Origin of the sequence: Phenylobacterium sp., assembly GCF_036502675.1 — a bacterium.
GTDB lineage: Bacteria > Pseudomonadota > Alphaproteobacteria > Caulobacterales > Caulobacteraceae > Phenylobacterium.
In genome coordinates, this window is sequence record NZ_DASXYF010000107.1 from 59935 (window position 1) to 83830 (window position 23896).

General features: G+C 69.9%; 25 protein-coding genes and 1 pseudogene. 10 read left to right on the forward strand and 16 right to left on the reverse strand.

The features are described 5' to 3' along the window. Positions 1 to 113: 113 nt before the first annotated feature. Entirely contained in the window at positions 114 to 746 is a 633-nt protein-coding gene (locus VGL30_RS13820; RefSeq protein WP_331540586.1) for a response regulator, read from the forward strand. A gap of 8 nt (positions 747 to 754) precedes the next feature. Further along, entirely contained in the window at positions 755 to 1216 is a 462-nt protein-coding gene (locus tag VGL30_RS13825; protein ID WP_331540587.1) for a hypothetical protein, read from the forward strand. 87 nt (positions 1217 to 1303) lie between these two features. Here VGL30_RS13825 and VGL30_RS13830 read toward each other — a convergent pair whose 3' ends face one another. The 6 genes from VGL30_RS13830 to VGL30_RS13855 all read right to left on the reverse strand — a co-directional run bounded on the left by VGL30_RS13830 (position 1304) and on the right by VGL30_RS13855 (position 8169). Next, on the reverse strand, positions 1304 to 1468 hold the full coding sequence (locus VGL30_RS13830; RefSeq protein WP_331540588.1) for a hypothetical protein: 165 nt from the start codon (positions 1466 to 1468) through the stop codon (positions 1304 to 1306). Between the two features lie 265 nt (positions 1469 to 1733). Next, positions 1734 to 2600: a LysR family transcriptional regulator gene (locus VGL30_RS13835; RefSeq protein WP_331540589.1), complete on the reverse strand. Its 867-nt coding sequence runs from the start codon at positions 2598 to 2600 to the stop codon at positions 1734 to 1736. 154 nt (positions 2601 to 2754) lie between these two features. Continuing rightward, on the reverse strand, positions 2755 to 3123 hold the full coding sequence (locus tag VGL30_RS13840) for a DUF427 domain-containing protein (RefSeq protein WP_331540590.1): 369 nt from the start codon (positions 3121 to 3123) through the stop codon (positions 2755 to 2757). Positions 3124 to 3208: 85 nt separating this feature from the next. Then, positions 3209 to 3949 (reverse strand): glucose 1-dehydrogenase, encoded by a 741-nt coding sequence (locus VGL30_RS13845; RefSeq protein ID WP_331540591.1) that lies wholly within the window; start codon positions 3947 to 3949, stop codon positions 3209 to 3211. Between the two features lie 136 nt (positions 3950 to 4085). Then, a complete protein-coding gene (gene carB, locus VGL30_RS13850) occupies positions 4086 to 7373 on the reverse strand; it encodes a carbamoyl-phosphate synthase large subunit (protein ID WP_331540592.1) in 3288 nt (1095 codons plus the stop codon). A gap of 232 nt (positions 7374 to 7605) precedes the next feature. Further along, entirely contained in the window at positions 7606 to 8169 is a 564-nt protein-coding gene (locus VGL30_RS13855) for a hypothetical protein (RefSeq protein WP_331540593.1), read from the reverse strand. 251 nt (positions 8170 to 8420) lie between these two features. Here VGL30_RS13855 and VGL30_RS13860 point away from each other — a divergent pair, with 251 nt between their 5' ends. Further along, positions 8421 to 8843 carry a VOC family protein gene (locus tag VGL30_RS13860; protein WP_331540594.1) on the forward strand — a complete coding sequence of 141 codons (423 nt, stop codon included), beginning with the start codon at positions 8421 to 8423 and terminating at the stop codon, positions 8841 to 8843. Positions 8844 to 8852: 9 nt separating this feature from the next. On the opposite strand, the gene VGL30_RS13865 is transcribed toward VGL30_RS13860, so the two are convergent. The 6 genes and pseudogenes from VGL30_RS13865 to VGL30_RS13890 form a co-directional block, all read right to left on the reverse strand. Further along, positions 8853 to 9740, reverse strand: a complete 888-nt coding sequence (locus VGL30_RS13865) for a TIGR03620 family F420-dependent LLM class oxidoreductase (RefSeq protein ID WP_331540595.1) — start codon at positions 9738 to 9740, stop codon at positions 8853 to 8855. Between the two features lie 49 nt (positions 9741 to 9789). Beyond that, complete coding sequence (locus tag VGL30_RS13870) at positions 9790 to 10320, reverse strand: hypothetical protein (RefSeq protein ID WP_331540644.1); 531 nt, start codon at positions 10318 to 10320, stop codon at positions 9790 to 9792. A gap of 58 nt (positions 10321 to 10378) precedes the next feature. After that, positions 10379 to 12217 carry a bifunctional diguanylate cyclase/phosphodiesterase gene (locus VGL30_RS13875; protein ID WP_331540596.1) on the reverse strand — a complete coding sequence of 613 codons (1839 nt, stop codon included), beginning with the start codon at positions 12215 to 12217 and terminating at the stop codon, positions 10379 to 10381. 316 nt (positions 12218 to 12533) lie between these two features. Then, positions 12534 to 12707, reverse strand: a complete 174-nt coding sequence (locus tag VGL30_RS13880; RefSeq protein WP_331540597.1) for a hypothetical protein — start codon at positions 12705 to 12707, stop codon at positions 12534 to 12536. 67 nt (positions 12708 to 12774) lie between these two features. Next, positions 12775 to 12990: pseudogene (gene infA / locus VGL30_RS13885) on the reverse strand (translation initiation factor IF-1); the annotation flags it as partial. 194 nt (positions 12991 to 13184) lie between these two features. Next, complete coding sequence (locus VGL30_RS13890; protein WP_331540599.1) at positions 13185 to 13394, reverse strand: cold-shock protein; 210 nt, start codon at positions 13392 to 13394, stop codon at positions 13185 to 13187. Positions 13395 to 13615: 221 nt separating this feature from the next. Here VGL30_RS13890 and VGL30_RS13895 point away from each other — a divergent pair, with 221 nt between their 5' ends. Then, complete coding sequence (locus VGL30_RS13895) at positions 13616 to 13825, forward strand: hypothetical protein (RefSeq protein WP_331540600.1); 210 nt, start codon at positions 13616 to 13618, stop codon at positions 13823 to 13825. 86 nt (positions 13826 to 13911) lie between these two features. On the opposite strand, the gene VGL30_RS13900 is transcribed toward VGL30_RS13895, so the two are convergent. The 3 genes from VGL30_RS13900 to VGL30_RS13910 form a co-directional block, all read right to left on the reverse strand. Next, positions 13912 to 14118, reverse strand: a complete 207-nt coding sequence (locus VGL30_RS13900) for a cold-shock protein (protein ID WP_331540601.1) — start codon at positions 14116 to 14118, stop codon at positions 13912 to 13914. A 224-nt stretch (positions 14119 to 14342) separates the two neighbouring features. Further along, positions 14343 to 15509 (reverse strand): glutamine-hydrolyzing carbamoyl-phosphate synthase small subunit, encoded by a 1167-nt coding sequence (gene carA / locus VGL30_RS13905; RefSeq protein ID WP_331540602.1) that lies wholly within the window; start codon positions 15507 to 15509, stop codon positions 14343 to 14345. A gap of 86 nt (positions 15510 to 15595) precedes the next feature. After that, positions 15596 to 16771 (reverse strand): response regulator, encoded by a 1176-nt coding sequence (locus VGL30_RS13910; protein ID WP_331540603.1) that lies wholly within the window; start codon positions 16769 to 16771, stop codon positions 15596 to 15598. A 161-nt stretch (positions 16772 to 16932) separates the two neighbouring features. On the opposite strand from VGL30_RS13910, the gene VGL30_RS13915 reads away from it, so the two are divergent. The 6 genes from VGL30_RS13915 to VGL30_RS18845 all read left to right on the forward strand — a co-directional run bounded on the left by VGL30_RS13915 (position 16933) and on the right by VGL30_RS18845 (position 22980). Beyond that, entirely contained in the window at positions 16933 to 17628 is a 696-nt protein-coding gene (locus tag VGL30_RS13915) for an HAD family hydrolase (RefSeq protein ID WP_331540604.1), read from the forward strand. A gap of 46 nt (positions 17629 to 17674) precedes the next feature. After that, the gene (locus tag VGL30_RS13920) at positions 17675 to 18460 is read left to right on the forward strand and encodes a site-2 protease family protein (protein WP_331540605.1); all 786 of its coding nucleotides are present in this window, start codon (positions 17675 to 17677) and stop codon (positions 18458 to 18460) included. Positions 18461 to 18462: 2 nt separating this feature from the next. Next, positions 18463 to 20355: a DNA primase gene (dnaG, locus tag VGL30_RS13925; protein WP_331540606.1), complete on the forward strand. Its 1893-nt coding sequence runs from the start codon at positions 18463 to 18465 to the stop codon at positions 20353 to 20355. An 81-nt stretch (positions 20356 to 20436) separates the two neighbouring features. Next, positions 20437 to 22395: an RNA polymerase sigma factor RpoD gene (gene rpoD, locus VGL30_RS13930; RefSeq protein WP_331540607.1), complete on the forward strand. Its 1959-nt coding sequence runs from the start codon at positions 20437 to 20439 to the stop codon at positions 22393 to 22395. A 55-nt stretch (positions 22396 to 22450) separates the two neighbouring features. After that, entirely contained in the window at positions 22451 to 22702 is a 252-nt protein-coding gene (locus tag VGL30_RS13935) for a hypothetical protein (protein WP_331540608.1), read from the forward strand. Between the two features lie 167 nt (positions 22703 to 22869). Next, positions 22870 to 22980, forward strand: a complete 111-nt coding sequence (locus VGL30_RS18845; protein ID WP_414695003.1) for a type II toxin-antitoxin system RelE/ParE family toxin — start codon at positions 22870 to 22872, stop codon at positions 22978 to 22980. Between the two features lie 75 nt (positions 22981 to 23055). On the opposite strand, the gene VGL30_RS13940 is transcribed toward VGL30_RS18845, so the two are convergent. Continuing rightward, entirely contained in the window at positions 23056 to 23868 is an 813-nt protein-coding gene (locus VGL30_RS13940) for an RMD1 family protein (RefSeq protein WP_331540609.1), read from the reverse strand. Positions 23869 to 23896: the final 28 nt, after the last annotated feature.

Consider the following 23896-nt stretch of genomic DNA (forward strand, 5'->3'; position numbering starts at 1 on the left):
AAGACGTGCATCGAGGGCGGCGCACCCCGGTCGCGGGTCGCGCGACCGGCCCCGGCCGGTCCCCTGGTTCGCGCCCCGGCGGCGCGGGGCTACGCCTTCGGAGGCCTCTAGCGATGGATGCGACCCGCAAGATCGACCAGGTCCGCGACGAGATCCAGCGGGTGGCCGGCCACCCGCTGTTCGCGGGGCTGCAACTGCCGGCCGCCGCGGCGAAGGCCGAACGTGGCGCACCCGCGCCGCAGCGGTTCGACCTGCGTGCGCTCAAGATCGCCGTCGTCGACGACAGCAAGCTGTCGCTGGACATCATCGTGACCACCCTGCGGGGCTTCGGCGTCACGCGGATCCAGCCGTTCGCCTCCGTGGCCGTCGCCATGGCCCGGCTCGAGACCGAGGCCTTCGACCTGGTGGTCGCCGACGCGGAGATGCCGGGCGAGGACGGCTTCGACCTCACCCGGCGCCTGCGCGCCAGGGCGGACGGGCCCAACCAGACGGTGGCCGTGCTGCTCGCCAGCGGCCATGCCCCGCTATCCAAGATCGCCCGCGCCCGCGACATCGGCGCCAACATGGTGATCCTGAAGCCGATCGTGCCGGTCGTCCTGCTCAGCCACATCGAATGGCTGGCCAAGACCCCGCGGCCGTTCGTCGTCAGCCCCGGCTATTGCGGTCCCTGCCGCCGCGTCCGCCAGTCGCCCCTGCCCCCCGGGGTGGAGGAACGCCGCGCCGACGCCGACATCCTCCAGGATTGAGTCCCGTCATGACCCCCGTTCGTGTCTTCACCCCGCCCAACCGCCTCGCCAAGGTGCTGATCGAGACCGGCGGGCGCACCGCGGACGAGGCCGCGGCCACCGCCGGGGCGCACATCGAGGAACTGGGTCCATCCCTGCGCCGCGCCGTCGATATCCAGGTCCTGCGGCTCATCGAGCTGCATCGGACGGGTGAACCGGCGCTCTCCTGGCGCGCGCCGGAGCTTTCCGACGCGGCCATGCAACTGGCGGAGATCGCCGGCGCCGCCGGCCGGTCCGACCTCGGCGAGGTCGCCCGCGGCGTCCTGGCCATGATCGGGCATCAGACGGGGGGCCCGCGGGCCGATGTCATCGATCTGCACCTCTCGGCCCTGGCCCTGCTGCATGGCGGCTCGGGCGCCGCCGGCCAGGCGTCCGACGTGATCCTGAGGCGCCTGCAGGACCTGCGCGCCGCCATCGGCGTCAGCGAGTGACGCCGCCGCGTCCCGCGCCCGCGGCCGGGACGTAGGCCGTCAGGCCGGTGCGGCGAGGCCGGGCCCTGGAGACCCGGCGTCAGGCGGTCATTGCATCCAGGTCGGCGTCGTGCCGCCCGTGTTCATGATGCCGTAGATCAGGATCACCCCCAGCACCACGATGGCGGCGACCATGGCGATGCCCAGGTAGCCTTCGAACTTCTCGGCCAGGTGGCGATTTTTATGGGGATGGCGTCCGACTTCAGGTTGCATGGCTTTCCCTCCGGAGTCTGTACAGGAGGCCAGGTGGCCTCCGCGCCAGACTGCGGCAGGCGCCGCGATGGGAGCTCTCCGGGGTCGCAAAGGCCGCCGGAGGGGCCTCTCCGCGCCTGCGACAGCAGCGCGACAGCCAAAGAGTGCGCTTCGCTGACGGACCCGTCAAATCCTAATCTGAGCAGGATTAAGATTCACCATGACGGGCTTTTCCGCGACGGGCTTTTCCGCCCCGTCGCGCGCTCGCGCGGCGGCGAAGCCGTGTTCAGGCCGCCATGCACCGCTCGACGAACGCAACGAATGCGCGCGCCTTGGTGCTGGCGAGGCGGCCTGTCGGGTAGACGGCGGACAGATTGGTCGGCGGCAAGGCCCAGTCCTGCAGAATCGCCACGACCTGTCCGGATTTTAGTTCGGGCGAGAAAAGCCACTCCGCAGACACCGCCAGCCCCAGGTCGCAATTTACCGCCTCCCGCAGGCCCTCGGCCTGGGTCACTTTCAACCGCCCCTGGAGAGACACGGACACCTCTGCGTCGGCCTTTCGAAATGTAAAGGAATCACGCCCACCACCCCGCGTAAGGATGATGGCCTGATGGCTCGCCAATTCGTCCGGTGATGTCGGGACGCCATGGCGCTGCAGATAGGCAGGCGTGGCCACGACCATGCTGCGCCCCTCCGCGATCCGGCGCGCGGTCATGTTCGAATTCGGCATCGCCCCCGTTCGCAGCGCAACATCAACGCCTTCGTTGACCAGATCCACCAAGCGGTCATCGAGGACAAGCTCCAGATCGAGGTCAGGGTGTTGGGCTAGGAACGCCGCCAGTTTCGGAATGACATGGAGCCGTCCAAAGCAGATCGATGTCGACACGCGCAGCTTCCCGGAGAGGTTGTTCGCGCTCCCTTGCGCCGCCATCACCGCCTCGTCGGCTTCCTCGATCGTCCGCTTCGCGCGCTCATAGAAGATCCGGCCGGCCTCGGTCGGGACCACGCTGCGCGTCGAACGCAGCAGCAGGCTGACTCCCAGCCACCGCTCGAGCTGGACGACTGCCTTCGAGACGGCCGGCTGGCCGATACGTTGATGCCGGGCCACCGCCGAAAACGAGCCGGTGTCGACGACGCGCACGAAGATCTCCAAGGCCGCGAGTCTGTCCATTTGGCGCTCTGCTGGAATAAGGCGTCTCCCTTCATGCGCCTTCCACCAGCGATACGGAATAGATGGGTTCATCCAGGGCAGGCGAATGGCAGCGCCGACACCGGCGCGAGCCTCGAAGCCGGGCTGCCGGTTTTGATTAGCTGATCTCGTCGACACGGTCCGGGTAGAAGGCGACGTAGTCCTTGATCTGCGCCATCGCTTCAAATGGGGTCTCGTAGGTCCACACCGCATTGAGGGAACGGTCCCCGCCAGCCGGAATGCCGTAGTAGGAAGCGTCGCCCTTGTAGGGGCAGTACGTCGTGTGCGCGCTCCGCGTGAGCGCGGCCATATCGACATCCCGACGCGGGATATACTGAACGGCCGGATAAGCGGCCTCGCGAAGCGTCAACGCATCGCGGGTGTCGGCGATTACCCTTCCGCCGACCGTGACCACGACGCGAGACGAATTCGCTTCGATCGTGATCGGGTGGTCGGGACCCGGAACCTTGATGGGCTTGTCAGCCATGATCGGCCTCCTCCTGTGTTGGGAACGGCGCCTCGGAGAGCCGCCCTTGCCCGGGCGCGGCGCCAAACCCCGCGCCCGGACAGGATCAGTTGGATTTGCCGCCGTCGACGTTGAGGACGTGGCCGGTGATGAATGACGCTTGGTCCGACGCGATGAAGACGATCGCGTCGGCAAGCTCCTCCGAGAGGCCAAGGCGACCCATCGGAACCGTCGTCACCAGCGCCGCCTTGTTCTCCGCCGTTTCTGTGAAGCGGGTCAGCATGCCGGTGTCCGTGGGACCGGGCGCGACAGCGTTCACGCGAATGCGCGAACTGGCGAGTTCGAGCGCAACCGACTTGGTGACGCCTTCGACGGCGTGCTTGCTGCCGACATAGACGGAGGCCCCCGCCGCACCCTCGTGCCCGTAGGTCGAGGAGATGTTGATGATGCTGCCGCCCTGGCCCTGCATGGCGCGCACTTCGTGCTTCATGCTCAGGATCACGCCGAGGACGTTGGTGTCGAACGTCGCGGCGTAGCTTTCTGCGGTCTGGTCGATGATCGGGCCGCGGTCACCCTCGGTGCCGGCGTTGTTCACCGCGACATCGAGCCGGCCGAACCGCGCGACGGTCTTGTCCACCAGGGTGCGGACATCACTTTCCTTGCGGACGTCGGCGTTGATGAACTCGGCCTCCGAACCGAAAGACCGCAGCTCCTTGACGAGCTCGTGGCCGGCTTCGTCGCGACGACCGGAAACGACGACCTGGGCGCCCTTCTTGGCGAAGGCGACGGCGGCGGCCCGCCCGATGCCGGTCAACGCGCCGGTGATCAAGACAACTTGAGTACTCATTCTGTGGTCCCTCGTTGAGCCGCCGGAAACCCGACGGCGTTTCGCTGGAGCAGAGTTGTCTATTCCGCCTCGCTGGCGGAAGGCCCAGAAAGGGATATGGCTTATTCCAACAAAGCGATAAATGACGGTCGCGACGTCAGGCGTAGCTCTGCAGCGGCCGCACCTCGAGGGGGCCGGCGGCCAGGGCCTGGATCGCCTGGGCCGACGCCAGCGCGCCGGCGGCGGTGGTGAAGTAGGGGATCTTCATCATCAGGGCCGTGCGGCGCAGCTCGAAGGAGTCGGCCAGCGACTGGCGGCCCTCGGTGGTGTTGAACACCAGCTGCACCTCGCCGTTCTTCATGGCGTCGACGATGTGCGGCCGGCCCTCCAGCACCTTGCGCACCCGCTCCACCTTCAGGCCCTCGCCGGCCAGGTAGGTCTCGGTGCCGCCGGTGGCCAGCACCTTGAACCCCAGGCCGAGCAGGATGCGCACCGGCTCGACGATCCACGGCTTGTCGGCGTCGCGCACCGAGACGAACACCGTTCCTGCCTCCGGCATCCGCGTCCCGCCGCCCAGCTGGGCCTTGGCGAAGGCCCGCGCGAAGGCCGGCGCCAGGGTCTCGCCCGGCCGCACCCAGTCCAGGCCCATCACCTCGCCGGTGGAGCGCATCTCCGGACCCAGCACGGTGTCGACGCCGGCGAACCGCGCGAAGGGGAACACCGCCTCCTTCACCGCGATGTGGTCGTAGGGCTTTTGCCTGAGGTCGAAATCGGCCAGCGCCTTGCCGGCCATCACCTTGGCCGCGATCGCCGCCAGCGGCTGGCCGATGGTCTTGGCCACGAAGGGCACGGTGCGGCTGGCGCGCGGATTGACCTCCAGCACGAAGATCCGCGGCTCGTCGGCGTGCGGCTCCTCGATGGCGAACTGCACGTTCATGAGGCCCCGCACGCCCAGCGCCCGGGCCATGGCCTCGGTCTGCCGCTTCAGCTCCTCGATCGTCTCCGGCTTCAGGGAGAAGGGCGGCAGCGAGCAGGCGCTGTCGCCGGAATGCACGCCGGCCTCCTCGATGTGCTCCATGACCCCGGCCACGAACACGTCGCGCCCGTCGCACAGCGCGTCCACGTCCACCTCGGTGGCGCGCGACAGGTACTGGTCGATCAGCACGGGTGAGTCGCCGGACACCTGCACGGCGGTGCGAATGTAGCGGTCGAGCTGCTCGTCGTCGCGGACGATCTCCATCGCCCGCCCGCCCAGCACGTAGGAGGGCCGGATCACCACCGGATAGCCCACCTGGTGCGCGCCGGCGAAGGCCTCGTCGCGGGAGCGGGCGATGGCGTTGATGGGCTGCTGGATCTTCAGCCGGTGCAGCAATTGCTGGAACCGCTCGCGGTCCTCGGCCAGGTCGATGGCGTCGGGCGAGGTGCCGAGGATCGGGATGCCCGCATCCTCCAGCGGCTGGGCCAGCTTCAGCGGCGTCTGGCCGCCGAACTGCACGATGACGCCCAGAAGCTCGCCGCGGCTGGCCTCCACCTCGATCAGCTCCAGCACGTCCTCGGCCGTCAGCGGCTCGAAGTACAGCCGGTCGGAGGTGTCGTAGTCGGTGGAGACGGTCTCCGGGTTGCAGTTCACCATGATCGACTCCACCCCGATGTCGTCGAGGGCGAAGGCCGCGTGGCAGCAGCAGTAGTCGAACTCGATCCCCTGGCCGATCCGGTTGGGCCCGCCGCCCAGGATGATCGCCTTGCGGCGGTCGGACGGGTCGCTCTCGCACTCGGGCGCCTGGCCCAGGGCGCCGGTCTCGTAGGTCGAGTACATGTAGGGCGTCTCGGCGCGGAACTCGCCGGCGCAGGTGTCGACGCGCTTGAACACCGGCCGCACGCCCAGCGCCCGCCGCGCCGCGCGCACCGCGGCCTCGCTCCCGCCGGTCAGCGCCGCCAGCCGGGCGTCGGAGAAGCCCTGCGCCTTCAGCGCCCGGAACCCCGCCGCCGTCTCGGGCAGGCCGGCCCCGCGCACCTGCGCCTCCTGGGCGACCAGCGCCTGGATCTGGCGCAGGAACCAGGGCTCGTAGGAACAGGCCGCGTTGACGTCCTCGACGCTGAGCCCGTGCCGGAACGCCTGGGCGATCACCCGCAGCCGGTCGGGCGTCGGCTGGGCCAGGGCGCGCAGGATCGCCGCATGGCCCATCTCCGGGTCTTCCGCGTTCTCGATCTCCACCTCGTCCAGGCCCGACAGCCCCGTCTCGAGGCCGCGCAAAGCCTTTTGCAGGCTCTCGGCGAAGGTGCGTCCGATGGCCATCACCTCGCCCACCGACTTCATGGAGGTGGTCAGCGTCGCTTCCGCGCCCGGGTATTTCTCGAAGGCGAAGCGCGGGATCTTGGTGACCACATAGTCGATGGCGGGCTCGAACGAGGCCGGCGTGGCGCCGGTGATGTCGTTCATCAGCTCGTCGAGGGTGTAGCCCACCGCCAGCCGCGCCGCGACCTTGGCGATGGGAAAGCCAGTGGCCTTCGACGCCAGCGCCGAGGACCGCGACACGCGCGGGTTCATCTCGATCACCACCATGCGCCCGTCGGCCGGGTTGACCGCGAACTGCACGTTGGAGCCGCCGGTCTCCACCCCGATCTCGCGCAGCACGGCGATCGAGGCCCGCCGCATCCACTGGTATTCCTTGTCGGTGAGCGTCAGCGCCGGGGCGACGGTGATGGAATCGCCGGTGTGCACCCCCATCGGGTCGATGTTCTCGATGGAGCAGACGATGATGCAGTTGTCCGCCTTGTCGCGGACCACCTCCATCTCGAACTCCTTCCACCCCAGCACGCTCTCTTCGATCAGCACCTCGGTGGTGGGGGACAGGTCCAGGCCACGCTCGACGATCTCGCGGAACTCCTCGACGTTGTAGGCGATGCCGCCGCCGGTGCCGGCCAGGGTGAACGACGGCCGGATGATCGCCGGCAGGCCCACGAACTCCAGCCCCTCCAGGGCCTCGTCCATGTCATGGGCGGCCTTGGACTTCGGGCTCTCCAGGCCGATGGCGTCCATGGCGTTGCGGAACTTCTGCCGGTCCTCGGCCTTGTCGATCACCGCGGCCTTGGCGCCGATCATCTCCACGCCGTAGCGGGCCAGCGCGCCCGAGGCCTCCAGCGCCAGCGCGGTGTTCAGCGCCGTCTGGCCGCCCATGGTGGGCAGCAGCGCGTCCGGCCGCTCCTTGGCGATGATCTTCTCCACCATCTCCGGGGTGATCGGCTCGATGTAGGTGGCGTCGGCCACCTCCGGATCGGTCATGATCGTGGCCGGGTTGGAGTTGACCAGCACGATCCGGTAGCCCTCGGCCCGCAGCGCCTTGCAGGCCTGCACCCCGGAATAGTCGAACTCGCAGGCCTGGCCGATGACGATGGGGCCGGCGCCGATGATCAGGATGGATTTGATATCGGTCCGCTTGGGCATCGGGCTCTCGTCTCGCGCGGCAAGGCCCCGGCTCGCGCAAGGGCGCGGCCGCCGCCGACCGGTCATGCAGGTTAAGCCGCCCGTTTAGAGACCGCGCAGGGCGCGCGCAAGGGCAGGCCTCGCTGATCGGGCGCCGGCGTGGCCGGCGTGCGTCATCTGGGCGTCGGCTTCACCAGGACCATCATCATGTCGTCCCCGGCCTCGTTCTTCAGGCTGGCGTACATCACCAGCCTTAGTCGACCGCTCCGGGCCTCTTGTTCCAGCGCCTTGTCATCGTGAAGGTCGATGCGCCTGGCGCCTGCCTCGTCCGCCGCGCAGGCGATGGATTTGCTGCCGTCCCGTGCGGATTCGCCGGCGCCAAGACCCAGCGAAGTCTCCAGGCGCTGCAATACGCCGGGACGCCGGGCGATAGGAAGAAGTGGCAACTTTCGGAGTCGAGGTCGTCGAAGCCCGGGAAGGGGCCGCTGTCCAGGAACATCATCAGCATGCGGCCCTCGATCGCCTTCCACAGCTTGACGCCGCCGCTGGCGGGCATCGAGCCGATGTAGGAGGCCGGCGGCGTGACAAAGCCTTGCGCGCGGGCCGCCGTCACGGTCTCCGCGGCGTCGGCCGGGCGCGCGCAAACCGCGTCGAACAGCTGGACGACATCCGGTCCTCGCCCGCAAAGGCGCTCTGCGGCGCCAGCAGAGCCATGGCTGCGAGGGCGGGCATCGCCGCCTTCGCACGGCTGATCCGAAAATCCGTGACGGCTCGCATGGGAGGTCCTTCGCTGATGCCGAAAAATGATCACCACCATAGTACAGCTTGTTTATAGGAACAATATGTGAACACGGCTGCGTGGCGAGCGACACGCCAACGATCTTCCCGCTGTCGGCGCGCCTTCCCGCATCCGCCGCCGCGCGCTAAGCTCTCCCCGTCGAAAAAGACTGGCCGGTATGGTTAGTCCGGCCCCCGCGCCTGTCGCGGGTCTGTCCGTCGCAATGCGGCGAGTCCCATGGCCTTCACCGCCGGCGCATCGGGCGCCGGGGACCTGAAAGGACGTGGACCATGCAGCAACAGATTTCCGTCGTGACCCTGGGCGTCGCCGACCTGGCGCGCTCGCGGCGCTTTTACGTCGACGGCTTCGGCTGGACGCCGGTGTTCGAGAACCCGGAGATCGTCTTCTACCAGATGAACGGCCTGATGCTCGGAACCTGGCTCGGCTCTGCGCTGCAGGCCGACATGCTCCGCCCCGCCGGCCCTGGCCCGGCCGCCGTCGCCCTGGCCCACAACGTGGGCTCGCAAGACCAGGTGCAGCCGCTCCTCGACCGGCTCGCCGCGGCGGGCGGGCGGGCGCTGCGGCCGGGCGAGGCTCCGCCGCACGGCGGCTTCCGCGGCTATGTCGCCGACCCCGACGGCCACGCCTGGGAGATCGCCTGGAACCCGGGCTGGGCCATCGACGCCGAAGGCCACGTCACGTTCGGGCTGTAGCGCGGCCGCTCAGAGCAGCGCCGCCGCCAGCTCGCGCCACTGCCGCGTCGGCAGCGACATGTCGCTTCCCGGCGCGCCGCGCAGCACCTGCAGGCAGACGTGGTCGGCGCCGGCGTCGAAGTGGGCTTTCACCCGCGCGGCGATCTGCTCGGTCGTGCCCCAGGCGAACACCGCGTCGCACAGCCGGTCGCTGAAGCCGGTCACGTCGTCCTCGGAATAGCCCAGGCGCCGCCAGTTGTTCAGATAGTTGGGCAGGCCCAGGTAGACGCCCACCGCCTGGCGGGCGATCTCCCGGGCCCGGGCCGGGTCGGTCTCCAGGATCACCCCCTGCTCGGGCGCCACCAGGGCGTCCGGCCCGACGCGCGCGCGGGCCACGGCGGTGTGTTCCGGGGGCACGAGGTAGGGGTGGGTCCCCGCCGAGCGGTCGCGCGACAGGTCCAGCATCCCGGGCGCCAGCGCCGCCAGGCAGCGGGACTGGACCGGCACGCCCTCGGCGTCCAGTCCGTCGAGGAAGGCCCGCATGGTGGCCAGCGGCCGGCCGTACTCGGCGCCGATCAGCGGCCCGTGGCTCGCCCCCAGGCCCAGCATGGTCCGCGCCTGCAGCTCGGCCGGCAGCCCGCGCCACCAGGCGCCGAGCTCGGCGGGCTCGTGCTTCCAGATGTTGATGATGCCGGTGCCGACCGAGGCCCGCCGGGTCGCGTCCAGCAGGGCCCGCACGTCGGCCAGGATCTCGCCGCCGATTCCGCCCGGCATCCAGATCGCCCCATAACCCAGGGCGTCCAGCTCGGCCGCCGCCTCCGCCCGGGCGGCGGGCGCGGCCCGGCGCAGTTCGCCGGACCAGACGCCGACGCGTCCGAGCCGTGCGGCGGGCTTCGCGGGGGAGGCTTGCGTGCTCATGCCGGCAGCCTAGGACAAAGTCCGGGCCGGGCAAGCCGGAAACTTGGCCTCAGAAGCCCGGCTTGCAGCCCTGCCGGCGGTGGACGCCGCGCAGGAAGCCGCGCCGGGCCAGGCCGGCGTCGACCGCCGCGTTCAGGCGGCGGTCGGCGGGCGCAGCGCCGGAGACTTCGCGCACGACGCCGCGGAACGGGATCAGCGAATTGACCACCGCCGCGCCGCCCGCCTCGGCGAGCTTGCCGGCGCGGCTCTCCGTCGGCTTGCTGCGGGCGTCGTAGTCCGGGCCCAGCACCTGGTTGAGGTTCTGGATCGCCGCGACCAGCGACTTGCAGGTCTTCAGCCCGTCGAGGCTGTAGGGGCCCCGGGCGGCGGCGGCCAGCACCGGCGGGATCTGCTTGCGGGAGAGGCCCACGTCGCGCGCCGGCTGGGTGATGATCCCGCCGGCCTTGCGCCGCACCTCCTCGCCCGAGCTTGCGCCGGGCTCCGGCGGCTGGGCGGCCGGCGCGGGGTTCGCGGGCGGGGCCGCCGGGGCGGCGGCGGCGAACAGCGGCGCGGCCGCCACGGCGACGGCGTATCGGACCATTCTCACCTGCGGATTCCCTTGCTGCCGCGCTCATATCCCCCGACAGCCGGGGCCGCTGTCAAGCCGGGCTCGCCGCCAGGGCGGCCGCCACCTCGCGGGCCATCATCGGCCGGCCGAAGTGGAAGCCCTGCAGGGCGTCGCAGCCGGCGGCGATCAGCATCTGGCGCTGCGCCTCGGTCTCGACGCCTTCGGCCACCACGCTCATGCCCAGCGAGGCGGCGAGCCGCGCCACCGAGGCGACGATCACCGCGGACTGGCGGTCGCGCGTGATGGTGTCGACGAAGGACTTGTCGATCTTGATGCAGTCGATGGCGAACTGGTTGAGGTAGACCAGGCTGGAATAGCCGGTGCCGAAGTCGTCGAGGGCGACCCGCACGCCGGCGGCGCGCAGGATCTCCAGGTTCTCCGCCGCCCGCACCACGTCGTCGATGATCGCGGTTTCGGTGAGCTCGATCTGGATGCGCTGCGGCGGCACGTCGGCGTCGGCGGCGTACTGCAGGATCCGCTCGGCCACGTTGTGGCGCAGGAACTGCCGGGCCGAGAGGTTGACCGACACATAGGGCCCGCCCCAACGGCGACAGTCCTTGAAGGCCTGGCGGGTGATCCAGTCGCCGAGGTCGAGGATCAGCCCGGTCTCCTCGGCGATCGGCACGAACTCCGCCGGCGAGATCTGGCCGTGCTCGGGGCTGTTCCAGCGGATCAGCGCCTCGAAGCCCTGGATCTGGCCGGTGTCCGCCTTGACGATCGGCTGGTAGGCCATCTTGAACTGGTCGCTGTGCAGGGCGCGCTCCAGCCCCGCCTCGATGGAGCTGCGGTGCTTGGCGGCCTTGTCGATGGCGGTGTCGAACACCCGGTAGCGGTTGCGGCCGGCGCGCTTGGCGACGTAGAGCGCCAGGTCGGCGTGGCGCATCAGCACCATGTCGGCGCCGCTGGAGTCCTGGTGGGCCACGCCGATGGAGGCGGTCACCACCACCTCGTGGCCCGACACCCGCCGGCCCTGGGCGCACACCCGCAGGATCAGGCCGCAGAAGTCGGAGATCCCGCGGTCGGTGGCGCCTTCGACGATGATCCCGAACTCGTCGCCGCCCAGCCGGGCCAGCACGCCGCCGGCCGGGATCACCCCCTGCATGGCGGTGCAGACCTTGCGCACCAGGTCGTCGCCGGCCTCGTGACCCAGGGTGTCGTTGACCAGCTTGAAGCGGTCCAGGTCGATGAGCAGCACCGTCTGCCGCTGGCGGCTGCGGCCCAGCCGCAGGTTCAGCTCCTCCAGGAAGCCCGTGCGGTTCAGCAGGCCGGTCAACCCGTCGTGGCGGGCGGCGTGGATGGCGATCTCCAGGCGGGCGTGCACCTCCCGCAGTTCGGTCTCCAGGCCCTTGATCGTGCCGAGCTCCTGCACCGACGTCGGCCGGTTCACCGCGTGGTGGCGCAGGGCGATGGTGCGGATGACGGCCACCGCCTCGGGGGGATGCAGCGGCGCCAGCAGGAAGCTGAGCTTCTCCGGCCTGCGAACCGCCTGCAGGCAGGCTGCGAGCGGGGCGTCCTCGCGCCGGTCCGCCACCACCACCAGCTCGGCGCCGGGATTGGCCTTGCTGACGCTGCGCAGCTCGTCGGCCAGGTCGCGCGCCAGGCGGCCGCGCAGGTCGAAGACGAAGATCGCCGCGGTCCGGCCGAACTGTCCCGAGATCTCCGCCCGCGCGATGGCCTCCACCGCGCCGGCGCAGACCACCACGCTCTCGTGCGGCAGGGCCTCGCGCACCAGGCCGGCCAGCTGGCGGGCCGCGGCGCCGTCGTGGCCCACCACGATCGTGGTCAGCGCAAGCGGGACCGCCTCCGCCGTCCGGGCGGGCGCGGGCGCGCCGATTGCAGCCTGGTCTTCTGCGACCGCGCGCCCGAGCATTCCGCGCCCCGTTCGAAAAACAGCGTTCGTTATCGCCGGTGGCGGCGAAGAATTCGCTAATGAACAGCGTTAACTGTCGGGAACCTGACCGAGGGCGGAGGCGCGCATACCCTTATCAAGACGTCCTGGTATCAAGACGTCCTGATATCAAGACGTTCTGGCCGGGCTTGTCCCGGCCCTCCATGAACATCGAACCCGACGATCCATCCTGGACCTTGGTCTGCATGGGTCCCCGGCATTCCGCGCATACGCGCTCCAGCCGGGGATGACGTTCAAGATGGAAAGGGGGCAGGGCGGCGGCCTCGCCGCTGGCGTCTTACTTTCCGCCGGTGGCGGCGCTGCGCCGGAGCGCGCGGTCGATGCGCAGGCCTAGGTGATCGAAGGACATGGCGCGGAACGCCGGATGGGCGGCGCGAACCGCATGCACGCTCACGCCGGGACTGGCGGCGAGCAGGGCGCGAAGCAAGGCTTCGCTGTCGAATTTGTTCAAGAAATCAGTCTTACCGTCTGCGGAATTGCGGGCGTGCGGGGGCGGGGCCGGTGCGGGCGCCCTCGGGCTTGTGCCGGAAGGTGATGCGGCCGCGGTCCAGGTCGTAGGGGGTCATCTCGACCGTCACGCGATCGCCGACCATCGAGCGGATCCGGTTCTTCTTCATCCGGCCGGCCGTGTAGGCCAGGATTTCGTGGTCGTTTTCCAGCCGCACCCGGAAGCGCCCCTCGGGCAGCAGTTCGGTGATCAGGCCATCGAATTCAATGAGTTCTTCTTTCGCCATATGGCGTCCTTTTTCTGTTTCGTCATCCGCCTCGGCGCCGCTCTTCGGGGCGTGTCTTGCGGGTCGCTATCCGGGCGGGGCGTTCAGCCTTCACCACCAGCGTCACGGGACCTGTGGTCCCCGGCGCCTCCGTCAGGAAGACGCCAGCACCGGCGGCGACGCGGAACCGCGTCGCCGCCGGTGCGGCTCTGACCTCAGCCGGCTTGCAGCTGGCCGGCGGACATCTTGCCGCTGCGCTGGTCACGCTCCAGCTCGAAGCTGATCTTCTGACCTTCGTGCAGCGAGCCCAGCCCGGCGCGTTCCACGGCCGAGATGTGCACGAACACGTCGCTGCCGCCGTTTTCCGGCTCGATGAAGCCGAAACCCTTTTGGCCGTTGAACCACTTGACGGTGCCAGTTTGCATAATAGTCCCTTTCCGGACACGAGTTCTCGCGCCCAAGTTTAGGCTGCGAGATCAAATTTTCGGAGAGGGTCGAGTTCTGGGCCGAATTATCGAAGACGGCGGGAACGGTAGGCGAGCCAAAACGAGATTTGATCCCGCCATAATGCAGGAAGAGGGCCGCGTCTGCAAGGAATATTCGCAAAAAACCCCTGGCGCACGGGATTGTGTGTTATACGCCCCGGATGAAAATCGGTCAGGATAGGGCGGTTCTTACCGTCACACGGCACGAAGGCGTCTGGGTCGTGGAGCATGAGGGCTCCATTTTCGGTCATTCCCCCGACAAGGAGATCGCCAAGGCCACCGCCAACAAGCGGGCGCGGCAAATGCTCGACGGTGGGCGCGCCTGCCAGGTGCGCATCAGCGGCGAGCACGGCTTCTTCGCCGTAGTCTGAGGCCCGATGAAAATGGGCCGATCCCCGCCGGGACCGGCCCATGGTAGTTGTTGCGGACGGGCGCCTTGGCGCGCCGCCTGCGGAACCTAAGCTTCCAGCTGCCCTGCGGACGTCTTGCCGCTGCGGGAGTCGCGCTCGAGTTCGTACTTGATTTTTTGACCTTCGTTCAGCGAGCGAAGGCCCGCGCGTTCCACGGCCGAGATGTGCACGAAGACGTCAGAGCCGCCTTCGTCGGGCTGAATGAAGCCATAGCCCTTCTGGCCGTTGAACCATTTGACGGTGCCGGTAGGCATAGAGATCCATATTCCTTCGATAGATATTCCGAACCACGCAAGCTCACGCAGCCGATCAAAGATCGAGAAGGGTCGGGAGGCAGGTCCGGCGCCCGGTTGAAGGGCGTGGAAAGTCGGCCGAACCTTACGAGTTCGATGCCCCGACGTTAGTACGATTTCGCCCGGCGTGCAATCCGGAGGCCCGAAAACGCCAGGGTTGTGAATCCCGGTTCGTGGACAAAAACCTACTTCGCCGCGTCCATCAGCCCCGCGAACCGCTCGAACAGGTAGAGCGAGTCCGTCGGCCCGGGAGAGGCCTCCGGGTGGTGCTGCACCGAGAAGACCGGGCGGCCCTTCAGCGCCACCCCGGCGTTGGTGCCGTCGAACAGCGACACGTGGGTCTCCACCACCGTCTCGGGCAGGCTGTCGCGGTCCACGGTGAAGCCGTGGTTCATGGAGACGATCTCCACCTTGCCGGTGGTCAGGTCCTTCACCGGGTGGTTGGCTCCGTGGTGGCCCTGCTCCATCTTGACCGTGCGGGCGCCCATGGCCCGGGCCAGCATCTGGTGGCCCAGGCAGATGCCGAACACCGGCACGCCGCTGTCCACCAGCTTGCGGATCTCCGGCACGGCGTAGACGCCGGTGGCCGCCGGGTCGCCGGGGCCGTTGGAGAGCAGCACGCCATCGGGCTTCCGGGCCAGCACCTCCTCCGCCGTGGCCGCGGCCGGCAGCACGGTCGCCCGCGCCCCCACCGAGGTCAGCGCGCGCAGGATGTTGCGCTTCACCCCATAGTCCAGGACCACCACCTCGTACCTGGCGGCCGGCCGCCGGCCATAGCCCTCGGGCCACGACCACAGGCCTTCGTCGAAGGTGAAGGGCTGCAGGCAGGTGGCGTCCTTGGCCAGGTCCAGCCCGACGATTCCCGACCAGTCGCGGGCCTGGGCGGCGAGCGCCTCCAGGTCGAAGGCGCCGGCCGGGTGGTGGGCGATCACCGCATTGGGCATGCCGCGCCGGCGGATCAGCCGGGTGAGCGCGCGGGTGTCGACGCCCGCCAGCCCGACCACGCCGCGCCGCGCCATCCAGCCCGCCAGGTCGGAGTCCGCGCGCCAGTTGGCGGCAGGCGTGGGGACGTCGCGGAACACTGCGCCCCGGGCCGCCGTCGCCGCCGAGCCCGACATCTGCTCCAGGTCATCGAGGTTGGTCCCGGTGTTGCCGATGTGGGGAAAGGTGAAGGCCACGATCTGGGCCATGTAGGAAGGGTCGGTGAGGATCTCCTGGTAGCCGGTCATGGCGGTGTTGAAGCACACCTCGCCCACGGCCGACCCTGCGGCGCCGACGCCGATCCCCTGCAGGACCGTGCCGTCGGCCAGCACCAGGACGCCGGTCGCGCCGGGCAGTAGGTCGCGGCTCATGGGCGGCTCCGGGTCTTCGGGGGCGGCGAAAGGCCGGCCGGCCTTCGTCCAAACCGGCGCGTAGGTAGTCAGTCGCCGCGGCGGGGTCAATGCGGCGGCGCGCCCTCGTCCCCGAGCGCGGCCGAGATGGCGCCGATCAGCTCCTCGGCTTTCACCGGCTTGCCCAGGTGGCCGTCGGCGCCGGCCTGGGCGGTGGCCGCCCGGTCCGTGGGCGCCGTGTTCGCCGACAGCACGATGATCGGCGAGCGGGGCAGGGCGCGGGCGTTCTCGTCGGCGCGGATGGTGCGGATCGCCTCGATCCCGTCCATCACCGGCATGCGCAGGTCCATCAGGATCACGTCGAACCGGGCCGAGCGCCAGGCGGCCACCGCCTGGGCCCCGTTCTCCACGCTCACAACCTGCACGTCGGCCGCGCCCAGCATCAGCTCGATCACCCGCCGGTTGGTGGGGTTGTCGTCGGCCAGCAGCACGCGGACCGCATCCGGGTCCCCGCCGTCCGCCGAGGCCTGCGGCGCGCCGGCCGACGCCGGCGTCCGCTCGGTCTCGTCGAAGTCCAGCAGGCCGTTCACCAGCCGGTCGAGCCGGCCGGCCGAGGCCAGGATGTCGGACAGCAGGTTGCGCTGGTTCTCGTCCAGCGGCGTGGCCTGCAGCGCCTCGCCCAGGCCCAGCACGCCGTTCAGCGGCGTGCGCAGCTCGTGGCTCATGTCGGCCATGAACTCGCTCTTCGCCCGGCTGGCCGCCTCGGCCTTGGCGAGCGCCTGGGTCAGCGCGTCGGCCTGGGCCTTGAGTTCGGTGATGTCGACCCGCAGGCCGATGATCCCGCCGTCGGTGGTCCGCCGCTCCTCGATCATCAGCCAGCGGCCGTCGGCCAGCCGCTGCTCGTGCCGCTGGCCGCTCGGGGTCTGCAGCTTGTCGAGGCGCTCGGCCAGCCACGCCTCCTCGTGGCCGACGGCGTCGGGATAGTCGCCCCGCTCCACGCCGATGCGCAAGGTGTCCGCCAGCCGTGCGCCCGCCTCGAACAGGTCGGCGGAGCGGTGGTAGATCTCGGCGTAGCGCTGGTTCCAGAGGATGTAGCGCCCCTCCCTGTCCAGGAACACCACCCCTTCCGGGATGGCCTCGATGGCGTCGCGCAACCGGTCGCGGGCCAGGCGCGCGTCGGCCTCCGCGTCCGCCAGGGCCCGGCCGCCCAGCATCCGGGCCAGCGCGGCGAACCCTCTCTGCAACGGCCCCGCCGCCATCCGTCCTCCCACCGACTCACTCATATCCACGCGCCGGACAACCTCGTCCGCGAACACGCCTTAAGTTATTATGCCGAAGAACGGCGCTGCAGTGCAAAAACGTCAGGCGCCTGAAGCTTGTGCGGCCGTGGCGGCCTCTGCCCAGGCTTTCGACCGAAGCGTCGATTTTGCTAGGACCTGCAACCATGCGTATCACAACGGTCGGTCTCGACGCCGACGACACCCTTTGGCACAACGAGACGGTCTTCCGCCTGACCCAGGAGCGGGTCTTCGCCCTGTTGTCGGACGTGGCCGACGCGCCCGCCGTCACCACCCGCCTGGCCGAGGTGGAAGGGCGCAACCTCAGGCTCTACGGCTACGGGGTGAAGGGCTTCATCCTCTCCATGCTGGAGACCGCCATGGAGTTCACCGGCGGCGAGCCGCCGGGCCGCGTGGTCCGCGAGATCCTGGCGGCCGGGCGCGAGATGCTGGCCCATCCTGTGGAGCCGCTGCCGGGCGTCGACCAGGCGCTGGCCGCGCTTTCCGAGCGCTACCGCCTGGTGCTGATCACCAAGGGCGACCTGCTGCACCAGGAGCAGAAGCTGGCCGCGTCGGGCCTGGGCGACCTGTTCGCCGCCGTGGAGATCGTCAGCGAGAAGGACGCCCCCACCTACGCCCGGGTGTTCGGGCGCCACGGGACCGGGGCGGCGCAGGCGGCCATGTGCGGCAACTCCCTGCGCTCCGACGTCCTGCCGGCGCTTCAGGCCGGCGCCTGGGCCGCGCACGTGCCCTATCCGCTGCTCTGGGCGCACGAGGCGGCCGAGGCCCCGGCAAACCATCCGCGCTTCGCCGAGCTGGCCACCATCGCCGAGCTCCCCGCCTGGGTCGACGCCATCGGGTGAGCGGTTTTCCCCTCCGGCCGCCGCGCGTGCTAGGTTTGCCGCGACGATGTCGGCCCCCGCCAAGACACAGCCCGAAACGGCCGCCGCCCCGGCGATCAGCCCGACCGCCGGGCTGATCCTGCTGGCCTGGCTGGCCCTGGGCGCGGCGCTCGGCCTCGTCCCGGACCTGCGCGGCCCGCTGACCTTCGGCTTCGTGCTGGTGGGCTGGGTGCTGGCGGTGATGGCCCACGAGTTCGGCCACGCGCTCGTCGCCTGGCTGGGCGGCGACCACACCGTGGCCGCCAAGGGCTACCTCACCCTCGATCCGCGCCATTACCTCGACGCCGGGACCAGCCTGGTGATCCCGCTCGTCGTGCTGGCGGTCGGCGGCGTCGGCCTGCCGGGCGGGGCGGTCTACCTGCGGCCGGACCTGATGCGCGGCCCGCTCTGGCGGGCGGCCGCTTCCCTGGCCGGGCCGGGCATGACCCTGGTCGTGCTGTTGTTCCTGTCCGGCGGCCTGGCCGTTCTGCGCGCCGCGGCGCCCGACGCCCAGGCCCTGGCGCCGGCGCTGGCGTTCCTGGCCTTCCTGCAGGCCACCGCCTTCTGCCTCAACCTGCTGCCGATCCCCGGGCTCGACGGCTACGGGGCGCTGCGCCCCTTCCTGCCAGGCGCGCTGACCCTGCGCCTGCGCAAGCTGGAAGGCCTGCTGTTCATCGGCTTCGCCGTGCTGCTGCTGACCCCGTCGCCCCTCAACCGCCTGGTCTTCGGCGCCGCCGCCGACCTGGCCGGCTGGGCCGGCGTGCCTGGCCAGCTGATCTTCGAGGGCTTCAACGCCTTCCGATTTTGGGTCTAGCCGTGCGGTTCGACGAGCGCTTCCTGGACGAGATCAAGTCCCGCCTGCGGCCCTCCGACGTGATCGGCCGGACCGTGAAGCTGCGCAAGCAGGGCCGCGAGTACGTCGGCCTGTCGCCCTTCAACAAGGAAAAGACGCCGTCGTTCTACGTCAACGACGACAAGGGCCAGTTCTTCGACTTCTCCTCCGGCAAGACCGGCGACCTGATCAGCTTCCTGCAGGAGACCGAACGGCTGTCGTTCGTCGAGGCGGTGGAGCGCCTGGCGGCCGAGGCCGGCGTGCCGCTGCCCGCCGCCGATCCGCGCGCCGCCGAGCAGGAGAAGGTGCGCCAGGGGCTCGGCGACTGGCTGGAGGCCGCCGCCCAGTGGTTCGAGGCCGAGCTGCGCCGCCCCGTCGGCCGCGAGGCCCGCGCCTACCTGCAGCGCCGCGGCCTGCCGGAGGCCGAGTGGGGCCGGTTCCGCCTGGGCTATTCGCCCGCCGGCCGCACCGCCCTGAAGGACTACCTGGTCGCCAAGGGCGCCCGGCCCGGCGAGCTGGTGGAGGCGGGGCTGCTGATCGCGCCGGAGGACGCCGCCGCCCCCTACGACCGGTTCCGCGACCGGATCATCTTCCCGATCGCCGACGGCCGCGGGCGGGTGGTCTCCTTCGGCGGGCGGGCGATGGATCCCCAGGCCCGCGCCAAGTACCTGAACGGCCCGGAGACCGGCGTCTTCCACAAGGGCCGCAACCTCTACGGCCTGGCCGAGGCGCGGAAGATCCTGGCCGCCGCCCGCGGCGAGGAGGCGCCGCTGCTGGTGGTGGTCGAGGGCTACATGGACGCCATCGCCTGCCAGCGCGCCGGGGTGGCCGGCGTCGCCCCCATGGGCACCGCGCTCACCGAAGAGCAGATGGAGATGCTCTGGCGGCTGCACCCCGAGCCCACCCTCTGCTTCGACGGCGACCGGGCGGGGCTGCAGGCGGCCTCGCGGGCCGTCGACCGGGCGCTGCCGCTGCTCAAGCCCGGCAAAAGTTTCCGCTTCGCCCTGGTGCAGGGCGGCAAGGATCCCGACGAAGTGCTGCGCGAGCAGGGCGCGGCGGCGCTGCGGGCGCAGCTCTCCGCCGCCACGGCCTTCGTCGACGCCCTGTTCCGCCGCGAGCGCGACCTGGAGCCGCTGGACACGCCCGAGCGCCGCGCGGGCCTGAAGGCACGCCTGCGCCAGGCGGCCCAGGCGATCGCCGACAAGGACCTGGCCCAGGCCTACCGCGAGGCGCTGTTCGAGCGCTTCGACGCCCTCTCGCCGCCGCCCCGCGTCGGGCGGCCCGATTCGCCGCAGCGCCCGCGCGGCCGCCGCCGCGGCGGCTTCGCACCCCCCGAATGGGAAGCCGGTCCGCCGACCGCGGAAGGAAGGGCTGCGGCAAAACGCCTCGCTTCAGGTCTGGAGCTGCTTCCGGCCGCCATGGCCAAGTATGCGCTGGATGATCCGCCGGTGTTGGATTCGTATCTCGAAGACGATTTCACCGCCCAGGGCTTCGGGGATTCCGCCGTCGCAGGATTGACGAAGGAAATCATCCGGGTCCGGTTGGATGAGGATCATCTTGACTCTGCATCCCTCGCACGCCATCTGGCAGCGTGCGGGTTTAGTGAGCTGTTGACAGACATCCATCGGGCCGCCGCGGCATCGGGCGCGCCCTTCCTCGGACCGGATGTTTCCCTCGAAGCCGCTAGGTCGCAGTGGTCGGTCGGCTTTACCGCAATGTCGCGGCTGGCTGCGCTGGAAGCGTCTCTGATCGCCGCCAAGCAGGACTTGGGTGGCGGCGGGACCAGCGCGGCGCTGTTGATGCGGCTTAAATCCGAACGCGACGCACTGAAGCGCGCGATCAGAACGGGAACGATCTGGGAGACTGGGGGGTCGTAGGAATACGGCGCCCGGCGACCCATTAACCATCGGCGGCCCGACCCTTGCATGGGGCGGACGCAGCCGATGTCGGAGATTTGGATGACCACCACCACGGCCGAAGCCGAAACCACGACCGCAGGCGGCGAGACAGGCGGCGACGGGCCGCTGCTCGACCTGACCGATGCTGCGGTCAAGAAGTTCATCAAGCAGGCGAAGGCCCGCGGCTACGTCACCATGGACGAGCTGAACAAGGTGCTGCCCAGCGAGGAAGTGACCTCCGAGGCCATCGAGGACACGCTGGCCATGCTGTCCGAGATGGGCGTCAACGTCGTCGAGGCCGAGGAGGACGCCGAGGGCGGCGAGGTCGCGGTCCGCGAGGAGACCCAGGTCGTCGAGACCGTCAAGGAGGCGGCCTACGACCGCACGGACGATCCCGTGCGCATGTACCTGCGCGAGATGGGCTCGGTGGAGCTGCTCTCCCGCGAGGGCGAGATCGCCATCGCCAAGCGCATCGAGGCCGGCCGCGACACCATGATCCGCGGCCTGTGCGAAAGCGCGCTGACCTTCGAAGCCATCATGGTCTGGCGCGAGGAGCTGGGCTCCGGCCGCATCCTGCTGCGCGAGGTGATCGACCTCGAGCAGACCTACGGCGGCCAGAACGCCGGCGCGGCCGAGGCCCTGGCGCCCCCCGAGGTGGTGGAGGAAGAGCCCGCCGCCGCCGAGGTGACCGAGGACGGCGAGGCCGTCGCCAAGGCCGAGGGCGACGACGACGACGATTTCGACGACGGCGCGGGTCCGACGATCAGCGCCATGGAAGGCGAGCTGCGCGAAGGGGTGATGGCCACCCTCGACGCCATCGCCACCGAGTTCGAGGCCTTCCGGCGCCTGCAGGAAAAGCTGGTCTCCCAGCGCCTGCGGGGCGCCGACCTGGGCGCGGCCGACCGCAAGGCCTATGAGGTGGCCTCCGGCGCCATTGTTCAGCACCTGAAGACGCTGAAGCTGAACAACAACCGCATCGAGGCGCTGGTCGAGCAGCTCTATGCGATCAACAAGCGCCTGATGGGCCTGGAAGGCCGGCTGCTGCGGCTGGCCGACAGCTACGGCATCTCGCGGCTGGAGTTCCTCAAGGCCTACTTCGGCTCGGAAATGGCCCCCAACTGGACCGACACGGTCAAGCAGATGGGCGTGCGCTGGTCGAAGTTCGTCGGCAACGACGGCGGCCAGGTCAACGACATCCGCCACGAGGTGGCCGCGCTGGCGCAAGAGACCGGCGTGCCGATCGACGACTACCGCCGCATCGTCCAGACGGTGCAGAAGGGCGAGCGCGAGGCCCGCCAGGCCAAGAAGGAGATGGTCGAGGCCAACCTGCGCCTGGTGATCTCCATCGCCAAGAAGTACACCAACCGCGGCCTGCAGTTCCTGGACCTGATCCAGGAGGGCAACATCGGCCTGATGAAGGCGGTGGACAAGTTCGAGTACCGCCGCGGCTACAAGTTCTCCACCTATGCGACCTGGTGGATCCGGCAGGCGATCACCCGCTCGATCGCCGACCAGGCGCGCACCATCCGCATCCCGGTGCACATGATCGAGACGATCAACAAGATCGTCCGCACGTCGCGCCAGATGCTGCACGAGATCGGCCGCGAGCCCACCCCGGAGGAACTGGCCGAGAAGCTGGCCATGCCGCTGGAAAAGGTGCGCAAGGTCCTGAAGATCGCCAAGGAGCCCATCAGCCTCGAGACGCCGATCGGCGACGAGGAGGACAGCCACCTGGGCGACTTCATCGAGGACAAGAACGCCGTCCTGCCGATCGACGCCGCCATCCAGTCGAACCTGCGCGAGACCACCACCCGCGTGCTGGCCAGCCTGACGCCGCGCGAGGAGCGGGTGCTGCGCATGCGCTTCGGCATCGGCATGAACACCGACCACACCCTGGAAGAGGTCGGCCAGCAGTTCAGCGTCACCCGCGAGCGCATCCGCCAGATCGAGGCCAAGGCCCTGCGCAAGCTCAAGCACCCCAGCCGCAGCCGCAAGCTGCGCAGCTTCCTGGATAGTTGACGCCGCCCGCCGTCGGCGGGAGCATGGCCCCATGGCCCCATGGCCCCATGGCCCCATGGCCGAGGGCGAACTGACCCTCAAGCTCGACAATGAGACCGCGCGCCGCCTGCAGGAAGCTGCGGACGCGGCGGGTGTGCCGGTGGGCGACTACGCAGCGGACCTGATCGCCGATAGCCTGTCCGACGACTGGGGCGAGGATTTCCGGCGCCTCGCCGAATACGATCGCACCGGGGAGTTCATGTCCGTCGAAGAAGGCGTGACGTTCTTTCGTGACGAACTCGAAAAGCGGCTTGCCGAGCGCAAGTGAAGCGCGACGTAAAGTTATCCCCGGCCGCTCGTGGGGACTTCGTGCGCTTGGCTGCCTTCCTGGCGACGAAGAACCCGCAAGCCGCGCGTCGCGCTCTTGCCGCCATATCGCGGGGCCTGCTGTCTCTTCAGGACAACGCCTAGCGTGGCCGCGAAACAGCGACCGGCCTGCGTGAACTTCCAATGAGGTTCGGCCGCGACGGCTATGTTGTCCGCTATCGGGTGGACGAGCGAACGGTCATCGTGACGCGCATCTTCCACACGCGCGAGCAGCGCTAAGAAGAGCTCGGCGTTCCGTCTCTCGTCTGTTCCGGCTGCGGGTGGATTCTCTGACAGGCGGCCCCAGCCGCCCCCTCAACCCGCCACGCCGCTGGCCATCTGATAGAGCGTCAGCCCGATCTCCGCGACGATCAGCACGACGATCGCCCACTCCAGCCGCAGGGAGCGCTCGGTGTCGATCAGGTCGGTCATCAGCCGGGCGGTCTGGCCGATCAGGCCCAGCTTGCGGTTCAGCACCTCGGCCCGTTCGTCGAGTTCGTATTCGGTCTCCAGGCGCGCATAGAGCCGCTCCAGGTCGGGCCGGTCCCACAGGATGTCGGGCTTGTCGCTGACCGCCACGCGGCCGGAAACCCGATGCTCGACCAGCAGGGCCGCGCCGATCAGGCGGATCATCGCCCGGCGGCCGGCGGGACCGCGGCCGCGGCGGGCCAGCTCCCGCGCCCAGGGCTCGATGGTGTCGAACACCTGCGCCACCTGCCGTTCGTCGTCGGCCAGGGCCGCGCTCTTGGCCAGGGCGTCGGCCACCACCAGCAGGCGCTGCGGCGAGCGGTCGGCGATGCAGATCGCGCCGTCGGGCTCCACCCGCTCCTCCCGGTCGCCGGCGGGGGCCAGGCGGGCCGTCTCCTCCTCCCTCAGAGCGAAGGGGCTCACCACCCGGGGACCTATGCCGCGCAGGACCTCATCCTCCGCCAGGGGGTCCAGGCCGATCAGCACCACGACGCCATAACGGAACACCACGGCGAAGCCCTGCTCGCCGACGCCGAAGGCCAGCGGGGTCGTGGAGACGGCGTCGCGCCGCTCCAGCCCCACCGTGTCGATGCGCTCGCCGAGCAGCACCGCCCGGGCGGTGAGCGGCGGGAATGCGGACTCCGGTGGCGAGGCGGCCATGCCCGCCAGGGGAGCACGCCGGAGCGCC

Coding starts and splice junctions, on each gene's coding strand:
- VGL30_RS13820 (WP_331540586.1), top strand. CDS start 114: ATGGATGCGACCCGCAAGATCGACCAGGTCCGCGACGAGATCCAGCGG.
- VGL30_RS13825 (WP_331540587.1), top strand. CDS start 755: ATGACCCCCGTTCGTGTCTTCACCCCGCCCAACCGCCTCGCCAAGGTG.
- VGL30_RS13830 (WP_331540588.1), bottom strand. CDS start 1,468: ATGCAACCTGAAGTCGGACGCCATCCCCATAAAAATCGCCACCTGGCC.
- VGL30_RS13840 (WP_331540590.1), bottom strand. CDS start 3,123: ATGGCTGACAAGCCCATCAAGGTTCCGGGTCCCGACCACCCGATCACG.
- VGL30_RS13845 (WP_331540591.1), bottom strand. CDS start 3,949: ATGAGTACTCAAGTTGTCTTGATCACCGGCGCGTTGACCGGCATCGGG.
- carB (WP_331540592.1), bottom strand. CDS start 7,373: ATGCCCAAGCGGACCGATATCAAATCCATCCTGATCATCGGCGCCGGC.
- VGL30_RS13855 (WP_331540593.1), bottom strand. CDS start 8,169: ATGGTGGTGATCATTTTTCGGCATCAGCGAAGGACCTCCCATGCGAGC.
- VGL30_RS13860 (WP_331540594.1), top strand. CDS start 8,421: ATGCAGCAACAGATTTCCGTCGTGACCCTGGGCGTCGCCGACCTGGCG.
- VGL30_RS13865 (WP_331540595.1), bottom strand. CDS start 9,740: ATGAGCACGCAAGCCTCCCCCGCGAAGCCCGCCGCACGGCTCGGACGC.
- VGL30_RS13870 (WP_331540644.1), bottom strand. CDS start 10,320: ATGGTCCGATACGCCGTCGCCGTGGCGGCCGCGCCGCTGTTCGCCGCC.
- VGL30_RS13875 (WP_331540596.1), bottom strand. CDS start 12,217: ATGCTCGGGCGCGCGGTCGCAGAAGACCAGGCTGCAATCGGCGCGCCC.
- VGL30_RS13890 (WP_331540599.1), bottom strand. CDS start 13,394: ATGCAAACTGGCACCGTCAAGTGGTTCAACGGCCAAAAGGGTTTCGGC.
- VGL30_RS13895 (WP_331540600.1), top strand. CDS start 13,616: ATGAAAATCGGTCAGGATAGGGCGGTTCTTACCGTCACACGGCACGAA.
- VGL30_RS13900 (WP_331540601.1), bottom strand. CDS start 14,118: ATGCCTACCGGCACCGTCAAATGGTTCAACGGCCAGAAGGGCTATGGC.
- carA (WP_331540602.1), bottom strand. CDS start 15,509: ATGAGCCGCGACCTACTGCCCGGCGCGACCGGCGTCCTGGTGCTGGCC.
- VGL30_RS13910 (WP_331540603.1), bottom strand. CDS start 16,771: ATGAGTGAGTCGGTGGGAGGACGGATGGCGGCGGGGCCGTTGCAGAGA.
- VGL30_RS13915 (WP_331540604.1), top strand. CDS start 16,933: ATGCGTATCACAACGGTCGGTCTCGACGCCGACGACACCCTTTGGCAC.
- VGL30_RS13920 (WP_331540605.1), top strand. CDS start 17,675: ATGTCGGCCCCCGCCAAGACACAGCCCGAAACGGCCGCCGCCCCGGCG.
- rpoD (WP_331540607.1), top strand. CDS start 20,437: ATGACCACCACCACGGCCGAAGCCGAAACCACGACCGCAGGCGGCGAG.
- VGL30_RS13935 (WP_331540608.1), top strand. CDS start 22,451: ATGGCCGAGGGCGAACTGACCCTCAAGCTCGACAATGAGACCGCGCGC.
- VGL30_RS13940 (WP_331540609.1), bottom strand. CDS start 23,868: ATGGCCGCCTCGCCACCGGAGTCCGCATTCCCGCCGCTCACCGCCCGG.